Here is a 16563-nt window from a genome sequence, read left to right as displayed (position 1 = left end):
GGAATGAATTATGAAAACGATCCAAACAAAAGAAGCACCAGCAGCCATTGGTCCATACTCTCAGGGAGTAGTAGTTAATAATTTGTTCTTTAGCTCCGGACAGATTCCACTTACTGCAGAAGGTACATTAGTTACTGGTGATATAAAAGAACAGACGCATCAGGTTTTCCGTAATCTTAAAGCTGTTTTAAAAGAAGCAGGGGCTTCATTAGAAACGGTTGTAAAAACAACAGTCTTTATTAAGAATATGGATGATTTTGCTGCTGTCAATGAAGTGTATGGCGAATATTTTGCTACACATAAGCCGGCAAGGTCCTGCGTAGAAGTAGCACGTTTACCAAAGGATGTTTTAGTGGAAATTGAAGTCATTGCACTTATTAAATAATTAGAACTCTATTTTTGTTTTAATTTATTGTTACTTTTATAGAAGTTTAAATGGTCATTCATGCAAACGCTCACTTTTTTACCCGTTTTTTAAAAAATTTTGAATATAAAGAAGGAAATCTAAAAAAATTGTTGAATTTAAATTACTAGATTTCTAAAAAGGGTGTGAGCACATGGAAGTAACAGACGTAAGATTACGCCGCGTAAATACCGATGGTCGTATGAGGGCAATCGCTTCAATTACATTAGATAATGAATTCGTTGTCCACGACATCCGTGTTATTGACGGCAACAATGGTTTATTTGTGGCGATGCCAAGTAAACGTACTCCTGATGGTGAATTTCGTGATATTGCACATCCGATCAACTCAGGTACGCGCGGCAAAATCCAAGAAGCTGTATTGGCTGAGTACCACCGTTTAGGTGAATTAGAAGTAGAGTTTGAAGAAGCCGGAGCTTCCTAAGGATTAAACAACTAGGGCCTTCCTTCTAAGTAAGGCTCTTTTTATTGTGTTTAAATTTCCCCTATTTTATCCTCCACCTCCCCCCAAAAAACGCAATATTTCGATATTAGACACAATTAGAACATTCCTTGAAATGCATCCTCGTTTACGTTAATATTTACAGTGGATAAAAAGGTAATAAGGATAATAATTGGAGGATACGTCCATGTCTAATCGTTATGCTGTGATTTTAGCTGCTGGACAAGGAACGCGGATGAAATCAAAGCTTTACAAAGTGCTGCATCCCGTATGCGGAAAACCAATGGTTCAGCATGTAGTGGACCAAGTTAGAAGTTTAGATATACAGGAACTTGTAACCATTATTGGCCATGGTGCGGAAAAGGTTAAAGCACAATTGGGTACGGCCAGCCACTATGCCCTTCAAGAGGAACAGCTTGGAACTGCCCATGCTGTAATGCAGGCAGCAAAACTGCTTGAAGGAAAAGAAGGGGTTACTATTGTTGTGTGTGGCGATACTCCATTAATTAAAGCAGAAACAATGGAGTCATTATTTAAGCATCATGTTGAGTCACATGCGAAGGCTACTATTCTTACTGCAAGCATTGATGACCCTACAGGATATGGTCGAATTATTCGTAATGAAAGTGGTTATGTAGAAAAAATTGTTGAGCATAAAGACGCATCTGAAGAAGAACGTACCATTAATGAAATAAATACTGGAACATATTGCTTCGATAATATTGCCTTGTTCGAAGCATTAAAGAAAGTTTCTAATGATAATGCCCAAGGGGAATATTATCTCCCTGATGTAATTGAAATTTTGAAAAAACAAGGTGAAGTTGTTACAGCCTTTCAAACAAAAGATTTCGAGGAAACACTGGGTGTTAATGATCGTGTGGCATTAGCAGAGGCTGAAAGAATAATGCGATTACGTATTAATGAAAGTCATATGCGTAATGGAGTAACCATCATTGACCCTGTTAATACGTATATTGAAGCTGAGGTTGAAATTGGACAAGATACAATTATTTACCCAGGCACAATGATTAAAGGAAAAACCATCATTGGTTCAGATTGTAAGATTGGCCCTCATTCCGAAATCGATTCTTGCAGAATCGGTGATGAAACTGTGGTCCGTCAGTCGGTGGCACATAAGAGTGAAATTGGTTCAAGAGTGAATATTGGTCCATTTGCTCATATTCGTCCTGAATCTGCTATTTATAATGATGTAAAAATCGGAAATTTTGTTGAAATTAAGAAAGCTAAATTCGGAAATGGAAGCAAAGCCTCTCATCTCAGCTATATTGGTGATGCTGAGGTCGGAAGTAATGTAAACATAGGTTGTGGTTCCATTACCGTAAATTATGATGGAAAAAATAAATATTTAACCAAAATTGAAGACGATGTTTTTGTTGGCTGTAATTCCAATTTGGTAGCGCCAGTTACAATAGGAAAAGGAGCTTATGTAGCAGCTGGTTCGACAATTACAAAAGATGTCCCTGGTAATGCTTTGTCTATAGCTCGTGCGCACCAAGTGAATAAGGAAAATTATGTTGATAAGCTTAACTTAAAGAAATAAGCAAAATTAATGGAGGGCCCTCATGTCAAATCAATATTTAGACCCAAACTTAAAAGTATTTAGTTTAAATTCCAATATGCCATTGGCAAGAGAAATTGCTAAAGTGATTGGAGTCGAGCTTGGAAAATGCTCTGTAACGAGATTTAGTGATGGAGAAATTCAAATTAATATCGAGGAAAGCATTCGTGGCTGCGATGTTTTTGTCATTCAGTCTACCAACCAGCCGGTAAATGAGAATATTATGGAATTATTAATCATGATTGATGCGTTAAAACGTGCATCAGCGAAAACCATTAATATTGTCATGCCTTACTATGGCTATGCCCGTCAAGACCGCAAAGCGCGTGCTCGTGAACCAATTACTGCAAAATTAGTGGCTAACTTGCTAGAGACTGCTGGTGCGACTCGTGTCCTTTGCTTAGATTTACACGCACCACAAATCCAAGGATTTTTTGATATTCCAATTGATCACTTGATGGGTGTGCCTATTTTAGCTGATTACTTTAAAAACAAAGAACTAAGTGGCGATGTTGTGATTGTTTCTCCAGACCATGGTGGTGTTACAAGAGCAAGAAAAATGGCGGAACGCTTAAAAGCACCAATTGCTATTATTGATAAACGCCGTCCAAGACCAAATGTGGCTGAAGTCATGAACATCGTTGGTAATATTGAAGGAAAAATTGCTATTTTAATTGATGATATTATCGACACAGCCGGAACGATCACCTTAGCAGCAAATGCCTTAGTCGAAAACGGGGCAAAAGAAGTATATGCATGTTGTACACATCCAGTTCTTTCCGGCCCTGCAATTGAACGGATTCAAAATTCAAAGATTAAAGAGTTGGTTGTAACTAATTCTATTTCCCTTCCAGAGGAAAAGAAAATTGAAAAAATTATTAGCTTGTCAGTAGCACCGCTTATTGGTGAAGCTATTATTCGTATCCATGAAGAGCAGTCTGTCAGCACACTGTTTGATTAATATAGAAGAAAAATCAAGTTAGACAGGTTCATATCCTCCTGTAAATATATTAGGATTTTACGCTAAAAAACGTTTAGACCTTCCTTTTTTAGGGCATTTTATATAGATGAATAAAAAGGAAGGTGACTAATGTATGAGTGCTGTTTTACAAGCAAAAGAGCGAAAAGATTTGCGTCGTTCAGAATTAAAGAAAATTAGGGAGACTGGAAACATTCCTGCAATTGTATATGGGGCTAAGGTGGAAAGTAAGCCTGTGTTTGTCAGCTCAGCTGATTTTACGAAAGCAATAAAGGCAGTCGGTAGAAATGGAATCATTTCTTTAGATGTTGATGGCAATAAACAGGATGTTATTTTATCAGACTACCAAGAGGATATGATCAAAAGAGAAATCATTCACGTTGATTTTCTTGCCGTTGATAAATCCTCAAAAATAACAGTTGATGTTAAATTGGCCTTGGTTGGAGATGCTATCGGTGTAAAAGATGGAGGTGTCCTTCAGCAGCCGTTGCACCAAATATCTGTTACCACTACACCGGATAACATCCCACCGCAAATCGAAGTGGACATTTCGAATCTTCAAGTTGGTGAAACCCTTTATGTTAGAGATATTCCTACCATGGGAATGACGATTAATCACGAGGAGAGCGAAGTTGTTGCATCGATTTTGCCTCCTAAAGTTGAAGAGGAAATTAACGCAGGTGAACAGCAAGAAGGCGGTCATCCTGATAATGAAGAAGGAAGAGAAACCGAACCTGTCGGGAAAGAATAAAAATAGACGTAACCTGATTTGGTTACGTCTTTTATTGCATTTTATTCATTATGGGAGTAAACATGTTAAAAAAGTTGTTTAAGAGGCTAGCTAAACAGGAAGAGGAGTTGGGGATCCCTATGAAATTAATAGTTGGGTTAGGTAACCCTGGGAAGCAATACGAAAATACGAGACATAATGTTGGTTTTGAAGTGATTGACGAGCTATCCAAACGTTGGGATATACCGTTAAATCACACTAAGCTTAAAGGAATGTATGGCATCGGACATTGGAAAGGGCAAAAGGTTTTACTATTAAAACCTTTAACATATATGAATTTATCGGGTGAATCCATAAGAGCGGTAATTGATTATTATCAAATTGATATGGAAGATGTCCTTATCATTTACGATGATCTTGATTTACCGGTTGGCAAAATTCGTCTCCGACAAAAAGGAAGCCCTGGTGGACACAACGGCATAAAGTCAACCGTGTCTCATCTTGGTACTCAAGTCTTTAATCGGATACGAATTGGAATTGACCGTCCAGCGGCCGGAATGAGTGTTCCTGATTATGTTTTAGGAAAGTTCCGACCTGAAGAACTAGCAATTGTGAAAGAAACCGTGACCAAAAGTGCTGATGCTTGTGAAGCATGGCTAGATCGACCTTTTTTGCAAGTAATGAATGATTATAATTCATGATTTGATATAATTGGTAATAGTAGTTTTAGGTATGTTACAAGGCATCGTTTCATACAATAAAGCAAAATTGAAAATACAAATGAGATGTAAGGGTAACCAAGTTGTATAAGTTCCTCCGTTAAGGTTCATACTAAGTATTGAATCGAAATGCAGGAGGGATTCTATGGCCATCCATTACTATTGCCGTCATTGTGGCACAAAACTCGGTTCCATTGAGCAAACATCCATTCACTCTGAGGCATTGGGCCTTCATAAATTAACAGAGCAAGAAAGACTGGATATGGTTACCTATGATTCATCAGGTAATATTCATATAAAAGCTATTTGCGAAGACTGTCAGGAAGCTCTAGAGCGAAATCCAGATTACCATCAATATGATTTTATAATTCATTAAACTTAGCTTTGGAACGTCTCCAAAGCATTTTTCTATTTAAAAAAATTACCTGGGAAAATACAAAAGGGAGGAGGAGAATCCTTGAAAGGGTTAAAATCTTTATTCTTGCAGCAGGAAGAGATTGATTCCGTGATAGCCGGATTGGAAGAAGGGTTGAAGGAACAGCTGATTGCAGGTCTATCAGGATCGTCAAGAACGGTACTAACTGCTGCCATTTATGAACGAACCAAGAAGCCGATAATGGTTGTTACCCATAATTTATTGCAAGCACAAAAACTCTATGATGATATTGTTAATCTATTAAATGAAAAAGAAGTGTTTCTTTTTCCTGCTAATGAATTAATTGCTGCGGAAATGAGCATAGCTAGCCCTGAGCTAAGAGCTCAAAGGATTGAGGCATTAAATTATTGGTGTAATCAAAATAAGGGAGTTTTAATTGTCCCTATAGCTGGATTGAAAAAAATACTTCCTCCTAAGTCATTATGGCAAAAATACCAACTGTCATTAAAAGTAGGGGAAGACTTAGATATTGAACAAATTCTCCATGCATTTGTCCAAATGGGATATGTTCGGGTAGAAATGGTGACAACACCTGGTGAATTTAGTGTAAGAGGCGGAATTATTGATATATATCCTCTTACAGAGGAAAATCCATTAAGAATTGAATTATTTGATACTGAAATAGAATCCATTCGCTATTTTTCCATTGAAGATCAGCGTTCCCGAGAGAAGGTAACGGAAGTTTCGATTGGACCTGCGGTAGAAGTGCTGTTGGAGCCTGAAAATTACCAGAGCATAATCGAAGGGTTAGAAGAAGGCTTAGCCAAAAGCTTGAAAAAATTAAAAGACGATAAATCAAAAATGCAGCTCTCTCAAAATATTAGTCATGAGTTGGAGCAGCTGAAAAACGGTCAAAAACCGGAACAGGTATTTAAATATCTTTCCTTGGCATACAATCCATCTAATAGTTTACTAGACTATCTGCCAAAGGAAGGTTTAGTCATTATTGATGAAATCAGCCGGGTTCAAGAGATGAATGAATCTCTTGAGAAAGAGGAAGCTGAATGGTACACCTCTCTTTTAGGTGAGGGACAAATTATTCATGATTTACAAATATCCCATAATCTCGAGACTTTTTTGCGAAAAAAGGAATTCCCGATCATTTATATGTCTTTGTTCTTGCGACATGTAGCTAATACAAGTCCGCAAAATATTATTAATATATCTTGCAAGCCGATGCAAAATTTCCATGGTCAGATGCATTTATTAAAAGCAGAGATTGAAAGATGGAAAAAAAGTAATTATTCGATTTTATTTCTCGGACCGGATGAAGAGCGGGTTAAAAAGCTTGAGCGGGTTTTAGAGGACTACGAAATTGATGCCGGTATAGTTACGGAAAGCCAGCCACTCTTATCTGGAAAGATTCAGATTATGAAAGGAAATCTGCAATCGGGTTTTGAACTATCGATCCAGAAAATTGCAGTGATTACTGAGGCAGAGCTTTTTAGTAAGCGAGTGAAGAAATCCAAAAGCCGTCAAAAGCTTTCCAATGCGGAGCGAATTAAAAGTTATTCGGAGCTTAAAGTTGGCGATTATGTGGTTCATGTTAATCATGGAATCGGCAAATACTTAGGAATTGAGACGCTTGTCATTAACGGTATCCATAAAGATTATCTCCATATTCGCTACCAAGGAACAGATAAACTATATGTGCCAGTCGAACAAATTGACCTTGTCCAAAAGTATGTGGGCTCGGAAGGGAAAGAGCCGAAGATTTATAAACTCGGAGGCAGTGATTGGAAGAAGGTTAAGAAAAAAGTCAAATCATCTGTAGAAGATATTGCAGATGATCTGATTAAGTTGTATGCAGAAAGGGAAGCGGCTGTTGGGTTTGCTTATTCACCTGACGGGGATTTGCAGCGGGAATTTGAAGCATCTTTTCCTTATCGTGAAACAGAAGATCAGCTGCGTTCCATTCATGAAATTAAAAAGGATATGGAAAGACCACGACCAATGGATCGGCTCTTATGTGGGGATGTAGGATATGGAAAAACAGAAGTAGCGATCCGTGCCGCATTTAAGGCAATTGCGGACGGAAAACAAGTAGCATTTCTGGTTCCGACAACCATTTTGGCGCAGCAACATTATGAGACGATACGGGAGAGATTTCAAGATTATCCAATTAATATTGGTCTATTAAGCAGATTCCGAACGAAAAAACAGCAAACGGAGACCATTAAAGGTTTAAAAGCGGGTACAGTTGATATTGTGATTGGAACCCATCGATTGTTATCAAAAGATATTGTTTACCATGATTTAGGTTTGTTAATTATTGATGAAGAGCAAAGGTTTGGAGTTACCCATAAAGAAAAGATTAAAAAATTAAAAACAAATATAGATGTTTTAACTTTGACAGCGACACCGATCCCAAGAACTCTTCATATGTCGATGCTTGGAGTTCGTGATTTATCTGTGATTGAAACACCGCCAGAAAATCGGTTCCCAGTTCAAACTTATGTGATGGAATATAATGGGGTATTGGTAAGAGAAGCCATTGAACGCGAGCTTGCCCGTGACGGACAAGTTTATTTCCTATACAACAGAGTGGAAGATATTGAGCGTAAAGCAGAGGAAATTTCTATGCTGGTGCCAGATGCACGTGTGACTTATGCTCATGGTCAGATGTCTGAAAACGAGTTGGAATCGGTTATGCTCAGTTTCTTAGCTGGAGAATATGACGTCCTAGTCAGCACGACTATTATAGAAACGGGTGTTGATATTCCAAATGTAAATACATTGATTGTATATGATGCTGATCGCATGGGGCTTTCTACACTGTATCAGCTTCGTGGTCGAGTCGGTCGCTCTAATCGTATCGCTTATGCGTATTTTACTTATCGAAAGGATAAAGTGCTAACAGAAGTTGCTGAAAAACGTCTGGAAGCGATTAAGGAATTTACGGAGTTAGGCTCTGGATTTAAAATTGCCATGCGTGATTTGTCGATTAGGGGAGCTGGTAATTTACTAGGAGCCCAGCAGCACGGGTTCATTGATTCTGTCGGATTTGATCTTTATTCACAAATGTTAAAAGAAGCAATTGAAGAAAGAAAGGGAGAACTAAAGACAACAGCTCCACCATCTGTTGAAATTGATCTTGAAATTGATGCTTACATTCCAGATTCCTATATTAAAGATGGACATCAAAAAATTGAAATGTATAAACGTTTCAGAGGGGCAAGCACACTTGAAGAAGTTGAAGAACTTCAATCAGAAATGCTGGATCGTTTTGGTGAATATCCGGATGAAGTTTCCTACCTTTTTCAAATTGCTGAAATGAAGGTTTATGCAATCCAAAATGGGGTTGAACAAATTAAACAAATGAAAGAGAAAGTAACGATCTTAATTAATGAGGAAGTTACAGCTACTCTAGATGGTAGTAAGCTGTTTTATATCGGCAATAAATATGGTCGATCAGTAACCCCTGGGATGGATGGGCGTAAGCTCAAAATTGTGGTGAATACAAAAGAATATGAAACAGCCCAGTGGCTTCATATCATTTTTGAAATGATTAAGGGAATTCCAATGGCCAAGCGCGAACAAGCAAATTCAGTTAAATAGTAAATGATGATAAGTATCTTCCTCAAAATGTGGAAACTGTTCCCGAATCTGTGAAAAAAATATGATGTAGGTGTATAGAACTTTCCAGATGAAAGATACTAAGTTCAAAGTTGGTAGTGAATAGAAATATTGTCACTTCCAAATTTGAAAAATCATCAGATGAAAGTGAGGCAACATTGGATGAAAGCAACTGGAATAGTTCGTCGAATCGATGATTTGGGTCGTGTTGTTATTCCCAAAGAAATACGCAGAACCTTGCGTATCCGAGAAGGAGATCCATTAGAGATCTTTGTTGATCGGGATGGGGAAGTGATTTTGAAAAAGTATTCACCAATCAGCGAGCTAAGCGATTTTGCCAAAGAATATGCCGAAGCCCTATTTGACAGCCTCGGTAACCCCGTTTTAATCTGTGACAGAGATTCGTATATTGCAGTGGCTGGTGGTTCAAAAAAAGATTATTTAAATAAAAATATTAGCGAACTTGTTGAAAAAACAATGGAAGACCGAAACTCAGTTCTTGTTACACAGCAAGGTGATGTTGCCCTTGTAGATGGTCATGATGAATCTGTTTCATCTTATACTATTGGACCTATTATTGCAAATGGTGATCCAATAGGTGCAGTTATTATATTTTCAAAAGAAGGAACGTTGGGTGAAGTGGAACAAAAGGCTGTTGAAACAGCAGCCGGTTTCCTTGCAAGACAAATGGAACAATAAGAAGTGACGCCTTAACTGAGGCAGCACACATAAGTCAATGAGAAAAGGCAGCGCTGGCTGTCTTTTTTCATGTTATAATTGGGTTTTGGAGTTTATTGTTGGTGGTGAAGGAATGGAGGATCAAAATCCATCAAAGGCTTTGTTTAAAGGGGCCTTTATTTTAACAATTGCTGCAATCATAGTGAAGATATTAAGTGCTTTTTATCGAATTCCGTTTCAAAATATTGTTGGAGATATCGGATTTTACATATATCAGCAAATATACCCGTTTTATGGGATAGCTGTTGTATTGGCTACAACTGGTTTTCCAGTTGTGATATCAAAGTTATATGCAGAACAGAAGGAAAAAGGGAATAATGAAAAGTCGAGACTACTTCTTTTTATCTCCTTTTGTTATTTACAGGTTTTCGGTTTTATTTGTTTTTTTCTCCTTTACTTTGGAGCAAATCAAATTGCCTATTGGATGGACGACCCTCATTTATATATCTTGATTAGAGTAGTTTCCATTGTATTTTTAATTTTTCCTATTGTTTCAGTATTACGTGGATATTTTCAAGGTATTGGGGATATGGTACCTACAGCATTATCCCAGGTAGGAGAACAATCCACTAGAGTGGTGACTATTCTTTTCCTATCTTTTTTATTCATGCTCAAGGGAGAATCACTTTATTTTGTCGGCGGCGGAGCTATGGTTGGATCGATTACAGGAAGTGTCATTTCTGTGGTCCTTTTGTTTATGTTTTTATGGATTCGTAAAGAATGGAAATTAGTTGCTCCAAGAAAAGGAATGCTTCAAAATAATAGTCAATATGTTAAACAAATGATAAAAGCTCTTACATATCAAGGACTAACCATTTGTCTTAGTGGTATGTTACTAATTTTTATACAATTGGCGGATGCATTAAATCTTCATTCGTTACTAATTGCTAGCGGAATACCAAGTGAGATGGCCAAAGGTTTAAAAGGAGTATTTGACCGGGGGCAGCCATTCATCCAATTAGGAACAGTGGCAGCCACTTCAATGTCTTTAACCCTTGTCCCGCTTATTACTCGTGAGCGGTTGGTTGCTAAACCGGAATTTTTGTATCATAAAATTCAATTAGCTATTAAGGTGAGCATTGTTATTGGTGTAGGAGCTTCTGCAGGTCTATGGGCAATTATAAGACCGGCCAATAGGATGTTGTTTGAAAATGAATTAGGCTCCTCTGTTTTGGGGGTTTTATCTTTTTCCATTCTATTTACATCGGTCATTATAACGATAATATCAATTATGCAAGGAATTGGCCGTCTTATTTTCCCGGCTTTTGTTATAACAATCTTGTTGCCGATTAAATATGGCCTGAATCTCTTTTTTGTCCCAGACTTTGGGATTATGGGGGCTGCTGTTTCGACCGTTATAACTCTTGGAATAATTACGTTCCTACTATTTTTTCATCTGAAAAAGTTAGTACCTATTCCAGTTGTATCTGTGCGTTTTTTTGGTGTAGTCTTTACAGCAGCAATAGTGATGGTGTTCGTTTTAAAAGGATACTTGTTATTATCTGAATTTATAATTGCTACTCTCGGATCGGCTAGTCGTCTTACTGTTGCATTCCAATCACTTAGTGCGGTTTGTTTGGGAGCAATGATCTTTACATTTATCATTATTAGGAAAAGGGTGTTCTTGGAGGAAGAATTGGCGTTATTCCCTCTAGGAAGCAAACTTATCTATTTTTTAGCTCGAAAGGACAGAGGGTAAGATGGTAAAAAAAATTGAACTGATTGGGTTAGGCGCAGGTGATATAAACCAGCTTCAGTTTGGTGTATTTAAGAAATTAACGCAGGCAAACCATGTCTATTTACGAACGAAGGAACATCCAGTTGTTCAAGACTTGGTTCGTGAAGGGATGCGTTTTACTTCTTTTGATTCTGTTTATGAAAAACATGAGCAATTTGAAGATGTGTATCAAGAAATAGTCCAAATATTGCTTAATAAAGCAAAAACGGAAGCAGTTATTTATGCAGTTCCAGGACATCCACTTGTGGCCGAACGAACGGTTCAGCTATTGCTGGAAAAAGGAGAAGAGGAAGATATTGAAATTTCTGTCACTGGTGGACAGAGCTTTATCGATGCATTATTTTCTTCATTAAAGATCGATCCAATCGAAGGATTTCAGCTTATAGATGGAACTTCATTTCGGTCTAGCGAGCTGCAAGTGACACAGCATATCATCATCAGCCAGGTATATGACCAATTGGTTGCTTCAGATGTGAAGATTAGTTTAATGGAAAGATACCCTGATGATTATGAAGTTTATATCGTAACGTCAGCAGGCAATCAGGATGAATGCATTGAAAAAGTCCCACTTTATGAATTAGATAGAAATCTTTCAATTAATAACCTAAGATCGATCTATATACCGCCGATTAAAGAAGATCGCCTATTATGGAGGGATTTTTCGAGGTTACGCGATATAATAGCTCAATTAAGAGGACCGAATGGATGTCCTTGGGATAAAGAACAAACTCATGAATCATTAAAAAAATATTTAATTGAAGAAACTTATGAGGTCATTGATGCTATTACAAGTGGTGATATTGACCATTTAATTGAGGAGCTTGGGGATGTTTTACTACAAGTCCTATTACATGCCCAAATCGGTGAGGATGATGGTTATTTTTCTATAGAAGATGTCATTGAAGGCCTATCAGCAAAAATGATTCGCAGACACCCCCATGTTTTTGGTGAAGTAAAGGTAGAGGATGCCAAGGAAGTTGTCGAGAATTGGCAAGAAATTAAGAGGAAGGAAAAAGGTGAGGTACAAACATCTTTCCTCGAAGGAGTATCAAAGGAATTGCCAAATTTATTACGAGCTTATGAACTTCAAAAGAAAGCGGCAAAGGTTGGTTTTGATTGGGAGGAAATCATGCCTGCATTGGAGAAAGTGAAGGAGGAATTGGAAGAGTTCATTAAGGAGCTCGATCAAACAGAAGGTAGCCTTACACGTGCAAAAAAAGAATTTGGTGACTTATTATTTGCATTTGTAAATGTTGCTAGATTTCTAAAAATTAATCCGGAAGAAGCATTATTTGAAACAAATGAAAAATTTATCCGTCGATTTCAATACATTGAGAAACAAGTAGAGAAGAGCGGAAAGGAATTTGAAGAACATACACTGGAAGATCTTGACAAATATTGGGATGAAGCAAAATTAAAAGGACTATAGAAATGGGGTATCAGTAGATGCGTCTAGATAAGTTTTTAAAAGTATCGAGATTAATTAAGCGAAGAACATTAGCTAAAGAAGTATCTGACCAAGGCAGAATTGAAATTAATGGAAAGGAAGCAAAAGCCAGCACCTCTGTTAAAGTAGGGGATGAACTGACTTTAAGGCTTGGACAAAGGAAAATAACAGTACGAATTGAACGAATTCAGGAAACAACTCGGAAAGATGAAGCAGCAGAAATGTATACGATCATTAATGAAGAAAAGGTTAGCTATACAGATGACCGATTAGAATGAGTCTGTTCTAATTTCTCCCTCCATAACATAAACATGTACCAAAAGGTTGTACAAGATTGTGAGGGATGAAAATGAGCCAATTTTATGATACGAATCCAACTAAAAGTAGTATTCCTGACCATGATGTGATAATGAGAGGTAGGAAATTTCTTGATATTACCGGTGTAAAGCAAGTGGAAAGCTTTGATAATGAGGAGTTTTTATTGGAAACATCCATGGGGTTTTTAGCTATAAAAGGTCAAAATTTACAGATGAAAAATCTGGATGTCGAAAAAGGCATTGTTTCGATTAAAGGGAAAATTTTTGATCTTGTATATTTAGATGAACACCATGGGGAGAAAGCTAAAGGATTCTTTAGCAAGTTGTTCCGATGACTTTATCGACTCAATTTCTTACCATGCTTTCCATGGTTGGGATGGGGTCTTTGTTTGGAGCCCTGTTTGATACGTATCAACGTTTTTTAAAACGACCGAAACGAAAAGCTTGGATCGTGTTTTTGAATGATTTGCTGTTTTGGGTGATCCAAGCTTTAATTATTTTTTATGCATTATTCTTGGTGAATAATGGTGAAATAAGGTTTTATATATTTCTGGCTTTATTATGCGGATTTGCTGCCTATCAGAGCTTATTTAAAAATTTTTATCTTCGTTTTTTGGAGTTTTTGATTAGGACAACCATTGCATTCGCACGATTAGTCCGCAAAACTTTCCAACTTCTTATTTACAAACCAGTTGTTGGTTTGGTTCAATTTGTTATCTTAATTCTTATGTCTGTTGGTACAGGGATGTTATCGCTTGGCAAATTTATACTAAAAGCACTTATATGGGTGCTTAAGATAGTATTAACAATTGTAAAAAAGATTCTCTTAATTTTATGGAAACTTTTGCCGAAAAACCTTAAAAATTCCGTCGAGAAGTTATATAATAGAACGGCAGGAAATCTAAAGTCAATCTGGAATAATATTATTAAGTGGTTTAATAAATGGAAGAAGAGAAAAGAGTAAGAAAGGGTCATGGAAATGGGAGCAGAACGAAAAAGCAATGTATCTAAAATTCAGACATCCTATGTACAGCAGAAAGAATATGCAGAAATTGCTTCAGCTCGAAAAAAGAAGCTACTCGCCAGACGCCTTTCTGTATTTTTTGTTTTTGCCTGTATAATATCGTATTTCATGATTTCCAGTTATCTCTCCCAAACCAAAACAATGGAAGCACAACTTACCCAGAAGAAAAAATTAGAAAATGAACTTAAAGAGCTAAAAAAGGAACAGGATCTGTTAAAAGAAGAAATTATTAAATTGAATGATGATGAATATATCGCCAAACTTGCTCGAAAAGAATACTTTTTCTCAGATGAAAATGAAATTATTTTTAATATTCCTGAGGAAAAAGAGGAAAAGAAGGAAAAATGAACCAATATGGAGCATTATTGACACTCAAATTTCCCTTTCTGTATAATATGTTATAAGTTTGATTTTTTATATTTTTAAGGAGGAACATTTTTTTTATGTCAATTGAAGTGGGCAGCAAGTTACAGGGAAAGGTGACAGGAATAACAAATTTCGGAGCGTTTGTGGAGCTGCCGGATGGTTCAACAGGACTTGTACACATCAGTGAGGTTGCTGATAATTATGTAAAGGACATTAATGACCATCTAAAGGTCGGCGATCAAGTTGATGTGAAAGTCCTTAATGTTGAAAAAGATGGGAAAATTGGGCTATCCATTAAAAAAGCAAAAGATAAACCAGAAGCTGAAAGAAGGCAGTCACACTCGCAACGCCCGCGTCAGGCAAGGGCAAACGATCGAAATCGAATGGAATCATTTGAACAAAAGATGGCTCGATTCTTAAAAGATAGTGAAGATCGTTTATCATCCTTAAAGCGACATACAGAGTCTAAGCGTGGTGGAAGAGGAGCTAGACGTGGTTAACTTGCTGCTGACTTTTTAACAGATATAGCAAGGTTTTAAGACAAGTCATGATGACTTGTCTTTTTTTTATGTGCGCCCGGCATGGGTGTAGTCTATAGGGTGAAAGTCCCGAGCCATGAAGGCAGTAGTAATGGTTAGCTTAGCGCAAGGGTGTCCGTGGTGACATGGAATCTGAAGGAAGCGGGCGGCAAACCTCCGGTCTGAGGAACACGAACTTCATATAAGGCTAGGTACCACTGGATGAGTCTGCATAACAAGACAAAGTCCTTACTGCCGAAGGTGGTACAGAGTAAATGAAGCAGATAGATGGAGGGAAAGACTGCACTCTTACCCGGGGAGGTCTGATTGAAACGCCAAGTACACTTGGTAACCTATCCTGGAAATGCTAATTTAACTATGTACAAAAATGATTGTTTAAAGCTATATAGCTTCTCTCATTGCCTTAGGGCAACTTTACATGGAGAGGCGGGCATGATAGCCTTGTTAGGCGGAGCCAGCTATTGATATTGCTGGCTTCTTGGCTCGTAAGTCATGCCCGTAGAGGCTCCATGTCCAGTTATTACTATCCACCACTTAATAACATAATTATCCATAAAATCATTTTTGTACATCACTATACAATCAAAATTGTGCATTCTTATTTTGACATTTACACCTATCCAGCAATGGGTAGCTGAACAATCAGAAGTCAGCAGAAGTCATAGTACCATTCTAACTCGAGAAGGAATGGGAAGGACTGAACTATTAAGAAAGAATGAAATCTGTACATTCGGTTATTGTATTGAACACAGACAATCCGAAAGGACTTACATAAAGGAGGAAGCGGTGAATCCGCTGGGGACTTTAGGAGGATGGAGCAAGAGCCGGCATAAACAGAATCTTCATTCGCGTGGAGAGGAATAACATCATGTTAATGGAACGAATCTTATCACGGGAAAATCTTTTAACTGCCCTAAAACGGGTAGAGCAGAACAAAGGAAGTCACGGCATAGATGGAATGTCCGTAAAATCCCTACGACGACATCTCTAAGAGAACTGGGATTCCCTTCGGGAAACTTTAAGAACAGGTGACTATGAACCTTCTCCCGTCCGCCGTGTCGAAATCCCGAAACCAAGCGGAGGGGTAAGGCTTTTAGGAATACCAACTGTGATAGATCGTTTCATTCAACAGGCGATTGCCCAAGTGTTAACACCAATCTTTGATCCAACTTTTTCTGACAACAGCTATGGGTTCCGTCCTAGTAGAAGTGCCCATGACGCGGTAAGAAAGGCAAAGAGATATATCAAAGAGGGGTTCCGCTGGGTAGTTGATATGGACTTAGAGAAATTCTTTGATAAAGTTAACCATGACAAATTAATGGGAATACTCGCTAAAAGAATCGAAGACCGTATACTTCTTAAATTAATCCGGAAATACCTCCAATCAGGTGTAATGTTTAATGGGGTCATACAATCAACGGAGGAAGGAACTCCGCAAGGAGGACCTCTCAGTCCCCTGCTTTCAAACATCATCCTTGACAAATTGGATAAAGAATTAGAAGCAAGAGG

Annotated in this window: 16 protein-coding genes and 1 pseudogene; all 17 read left to right on the top strand. The window is 37.7% G+C overall.

The window, feature by feature from the left end; translation table 11 throughout:
• Positions 1 to 10: 10 nt before the first annotated feature.
• A complete protein-coding gene (locus tag GZA11_RS11370; protein WP_038538283.1) occupies positions 11 to 385 on the top strand; it encodes a RidA family protein in 375 nt (124 codons plus the stop codon).
• Positions 386 to 557: 172 nt separating this feature from the next.
• Positions 558 to 848, top strand: coding sequence for a septation regulator SpoVG (gene spoVG / locus GZA11_RS11365; RefSeq protein WP_003347151.1), 291 nt, complete (start codon positions 558 to 560; stop codon positions 846 to 848).
• A gap of 205 nt (positions 849 to 1053) precedes the next feature.
• The gene (gene glmU, locus GZA11_RS11360) at positions 1054 to 2427 is read left to right on the top strand and encodes a bifunctional UDP-N-acetylglucosamine diphosphorylase/glucosamine-1-phosphate N-acetyltransferase GlmU (protein ID WP_038538286.1); all 1374 of its coding nucleotides are present in this window, start codon (positions 1054 to 1056) and stop codon (positions 2425 to 2427) included.
• Between the two features lie 22 nt (positions 2428 to 2449).
• Positions 2450 to 3406 carry a ribose-phosphate diphosphokinase gene (locus tag GZA11_RS11355; RefSeq protein ID WP_038538289.1) on the top strand — a complete coding sequence of 319 codons (957 nt, stop codon included), beginning with the start codon at positions 2450 to 2452 and terminating at the stop codon, positions 3404 to 3406.
• A 133-nt stretch (positions 3407 to 3539) separates the two neighbouring features.
• Positions 3540 to 4175, top strand: coding sequence for a 50S ribosomal protein L25/general stress protein Ctc (locus GZA11_RS11350; protein WP_038538292.1), 636 nt, complete (start codon positions 3540 to 3542; stop codon positions 4173 to 4175).
• A gap of 119 nt (positions 4176 to 4294) precedes the next feature.
• Positions 4295 to 4855, top strand: coding sequence for an aminoacyl-tRNA hydrolase (gene pth / locus GZA11_RS11345; RefSeq protein ID WP_163183892.1), 561 nt, complete (start codon positions 4295 to 4297; stop codon positions 4853 to 4855).
• A gap of 163 nt (positions 4856 to 5018) precedes the next feature.
• Positions 5019 to 5249 carry an anti-sigma-F factor Fin family protein gene (locus GZA11_RS11340; RefSeq protein ID WP_038538295.1) on the top strand — a complete coding sequence of 77 codons (231 nt, stop codon included), beginning with the start codon at positions 5019 to 5021 and terminating at the stop codon, positions 5247 to 5249.
• 81 nt (positions 5250 to 5330) lie between these two features.
• Complete coding sequence (mfd, locus tag GZA11_RS11335) at positions 5331 to 8867, top strand: transcription-repair coupling factor (protein ID WP_163183880.1); 3537 nt, start codon at positions 5331 to 5333, stop codon at positions 8865 to 8867.
• Positions 8868 to 9047: 180 nt separating this feature from the next.
• Positions 9048 to 9584, top strand: a complete 537-nt coding sequence (gene spoVT, locus GZA11_RS11330) for a stage V sporulation protein T (protein ID WP_038538301.1) — start codon at positions 9048 to 9050, stop codon at positions 9582 to 9584.
• A 112-nt stretch (positions 9585 to 9696) separates the two neighbouring features.
• Positions 9697 to 11322, top strand: a complete 1626-nt coding sequence (locus tag GZA11_RS11325) for a putative polysaccharide biosynthesis protein (protein ID WP_163183878.1) — start codon at positions 9697 to 9699, stop codon at positions 11320 to 11322.
• A 1-nt stretch (position 11323) separates the two neighbouring features.
• Positions 11324 to 12790 carry a bifunctional methyltransferase/pyrophosphohydrolase YabN gene (gene yabN, locus GZA11_RS11320; protein WP_163183876.1) on the top strand — a complete coding sequence of 489 codons (1467 nt, stop codon included), beginning with the start codon at positions 11324 to 11326 and terminating at the stop codon, positions 12788 to 12790.
• Positions 12791 to 12807: 17 nt separating this feature from the next.
• Positions 12808 to 13086 (top strand): RNA-binding S4 domain-containing protein, encoded by a 279-nt coding sequence (locus GZA11_RS11315; protein ID WP_163183874.1) that lies wholly within the window; start codon positions 12808 to 12810, stop codon positions 13084 to 13086.
• 71 nt (positions 13087 to 13157) lie between these two features.
• Complete coding sequence (gene yabP, locus GZA11_RS11310) at positions 13158 to 13460, top strand: sporulation protein YabP (RefSeq protein ID WP_038538310.1); 303 nt, start codon at positions 13158 to 13160, stop codon at positions 13458 to 13460.
• On the top strand, positions 13457 to 14089 hold the full coding sequence (yabQ, locus tag GZA11_RS11305; RefSeq protein ID WP_163183872.1) for a spore cortex biosynthesis protein YabQ: 633 nt from the start codon (positions 13457 to 13459) through the stop codon (positions 14087 to 14089). Before yabP ends, yabQ begins: the two co-directional genes overlap by 4 nt.
• 15 nt (positions 14090 to 14104) lie before the next feature.
• The gene (locus GZA11_RS11300; RefSeq protein WP_163183870.1) at positions 14105 to 14497 is read left to right on the top strand and encodes an FtsB family cell division protein; all 393 of its coding nucleotides are present in this window, start codon (positions 14105 to 14107) and stop codon (positions 14495 to 14497) included.
• A 95-nt stretch (positions 14498 to 14592) separates the two neighbouring features.
• A complete protein-coding gene (locus GZA11_RS11295) occupies positions 14593 to 15015 on the top strand; it encodes a S1 domain-containing RNA-binding protein (protein ID WP_038538316.1) in 423 nt (140 codons plus the stop codon).
• Between the two features lie 907 nt (positions 15016 to 15922).
• Positions 15923 to 16563: pseudogene (gene ltrA / locus GZA11_RS11290) on the top strand (group II intron reverse transcriptase/maturase); the annotation flags it as partial.

This window comes from Neobacillus sedimentimangrovi (genome assembly GCF_010614825.1).
In the GTDB taxonomy this organism is placed as follows: Bacteria; Bacillota; Bacilli; order Bacillales; family Cytobacillaceae; genus Neobacillus; species Neobacillus thermocopriae.
This window is presented reverse-complemented; position numbering and strand designations above follow the sequence as displayed.

What these genes read in the sequence shown, in the direction of transcription:
- yabP (WP_038538310.1), top strand. Translation starts at nt 13,158, where the DNA reads ATGAGCCAATTTTATGATACGAATCCAACTAAAAGTAGTATTCCTGAC.
- GZA11_RS11355 (WP_038538289.1), top strand. Translation starts at nt 2,450, where the DNA reads ATGTCAAATCAATATTTAGACCCAAACTTAAAAGTATTTAGTTTAAAT.
- pth (WP_163183892.1), top strand. Translation starts at nt 4,295, where the DNA reads ATGAAATTAATAGTTGGGTTAGGTAACCCTGGGAAGCAATACGAAAAT.
- GZA11_RS11340 (WP_038538295.1), top strand. Translation starts at nt 5,019, where the DNA reads ATGGCCATCCATTACTATTGCCGTCATTGTGGCACAAAACTCGGTTCC.
- GZA11_RS11315 (WP_163183874.1), top strand. Translation starts at nt 12,808, where the DNA reads ATGCGTCTAGATAAGTTTTTAAAAGTATCGAGATTAATTAAGCGAAGA.
- GZA11_RS11300 (WP_163183870.1), top strand. Translation starts at nt 14,105, where the DNA reads ATGGGAGCAGAACGAAAAAGCAATGTATCTAAAATTCAGACATCCTAT.
- spoVG (WP_003347151.1), top strand. Translation starts at nt 558, where the DNA reads ATGGAAGTAACAGACGTAAGATTACGCCGCGTAAATACCGATGGTCGT.
- GZA11_RS11295 (WP_038538316.1), top strand. Translation starts at nt 14,593, where the DNA reads ATGTCAATTGAAGTGGGCAGCAAGTTACAGGGAAAGGTGACAGGAATA.
- GZA11_RS11370 (WP_038538283.1), top strand. Translation starts at nt 11, where the DNA reads ATGAAAACGATCCAAACAAAAGAAGCACCAGCAGCCATTGGTCCATAC.
- GZA11_RS11325 (WP_163183878.1), top strand. Translation starts at nt 9,697, where the DNA reads ATGGAGGATCAAAATCCATCAAAGGCTTTGTTTAAAGGGGCCTTTATT.
- yabN (WP_163183876.1), top strand. Translation starts at nt 11,324, where the DNA reads ATGGTAAAAAAAATTGAACTGATTGGGTTAGGCGCAGGTGATATAAAC.
- GZA11_RS11350 (WP_038538292.1), top strand. Translation starts at nt 3,540, where the DNA reads ATGAGTGCTGTTTTACAAGCAAAAGAGCGAAAAGATTTGCGTCGTTCA.
- spoVT (WP_038538301.1), top strand. Translation starts at nt 9,048, where the DNA reads ATGAAAGCAACTGGAATAGTTCGTCGAATCGATGATTTGGGTCGTGTT.
- glmU (WP_038538286.1), top strand. Translation starts at nt 1,054, where the DNA reads ATGTCTAATCGTTATGCTGTGATTTTAGCTGCTGGACAAGGAACGCGG.
- yabQ (WP_163183872.1), top strand. Translation starts at nt 13,457, where the DNA reads ATGACTTTATCGACTCAATTTCTTACCATGCTTTCCATGGTTGGGATG.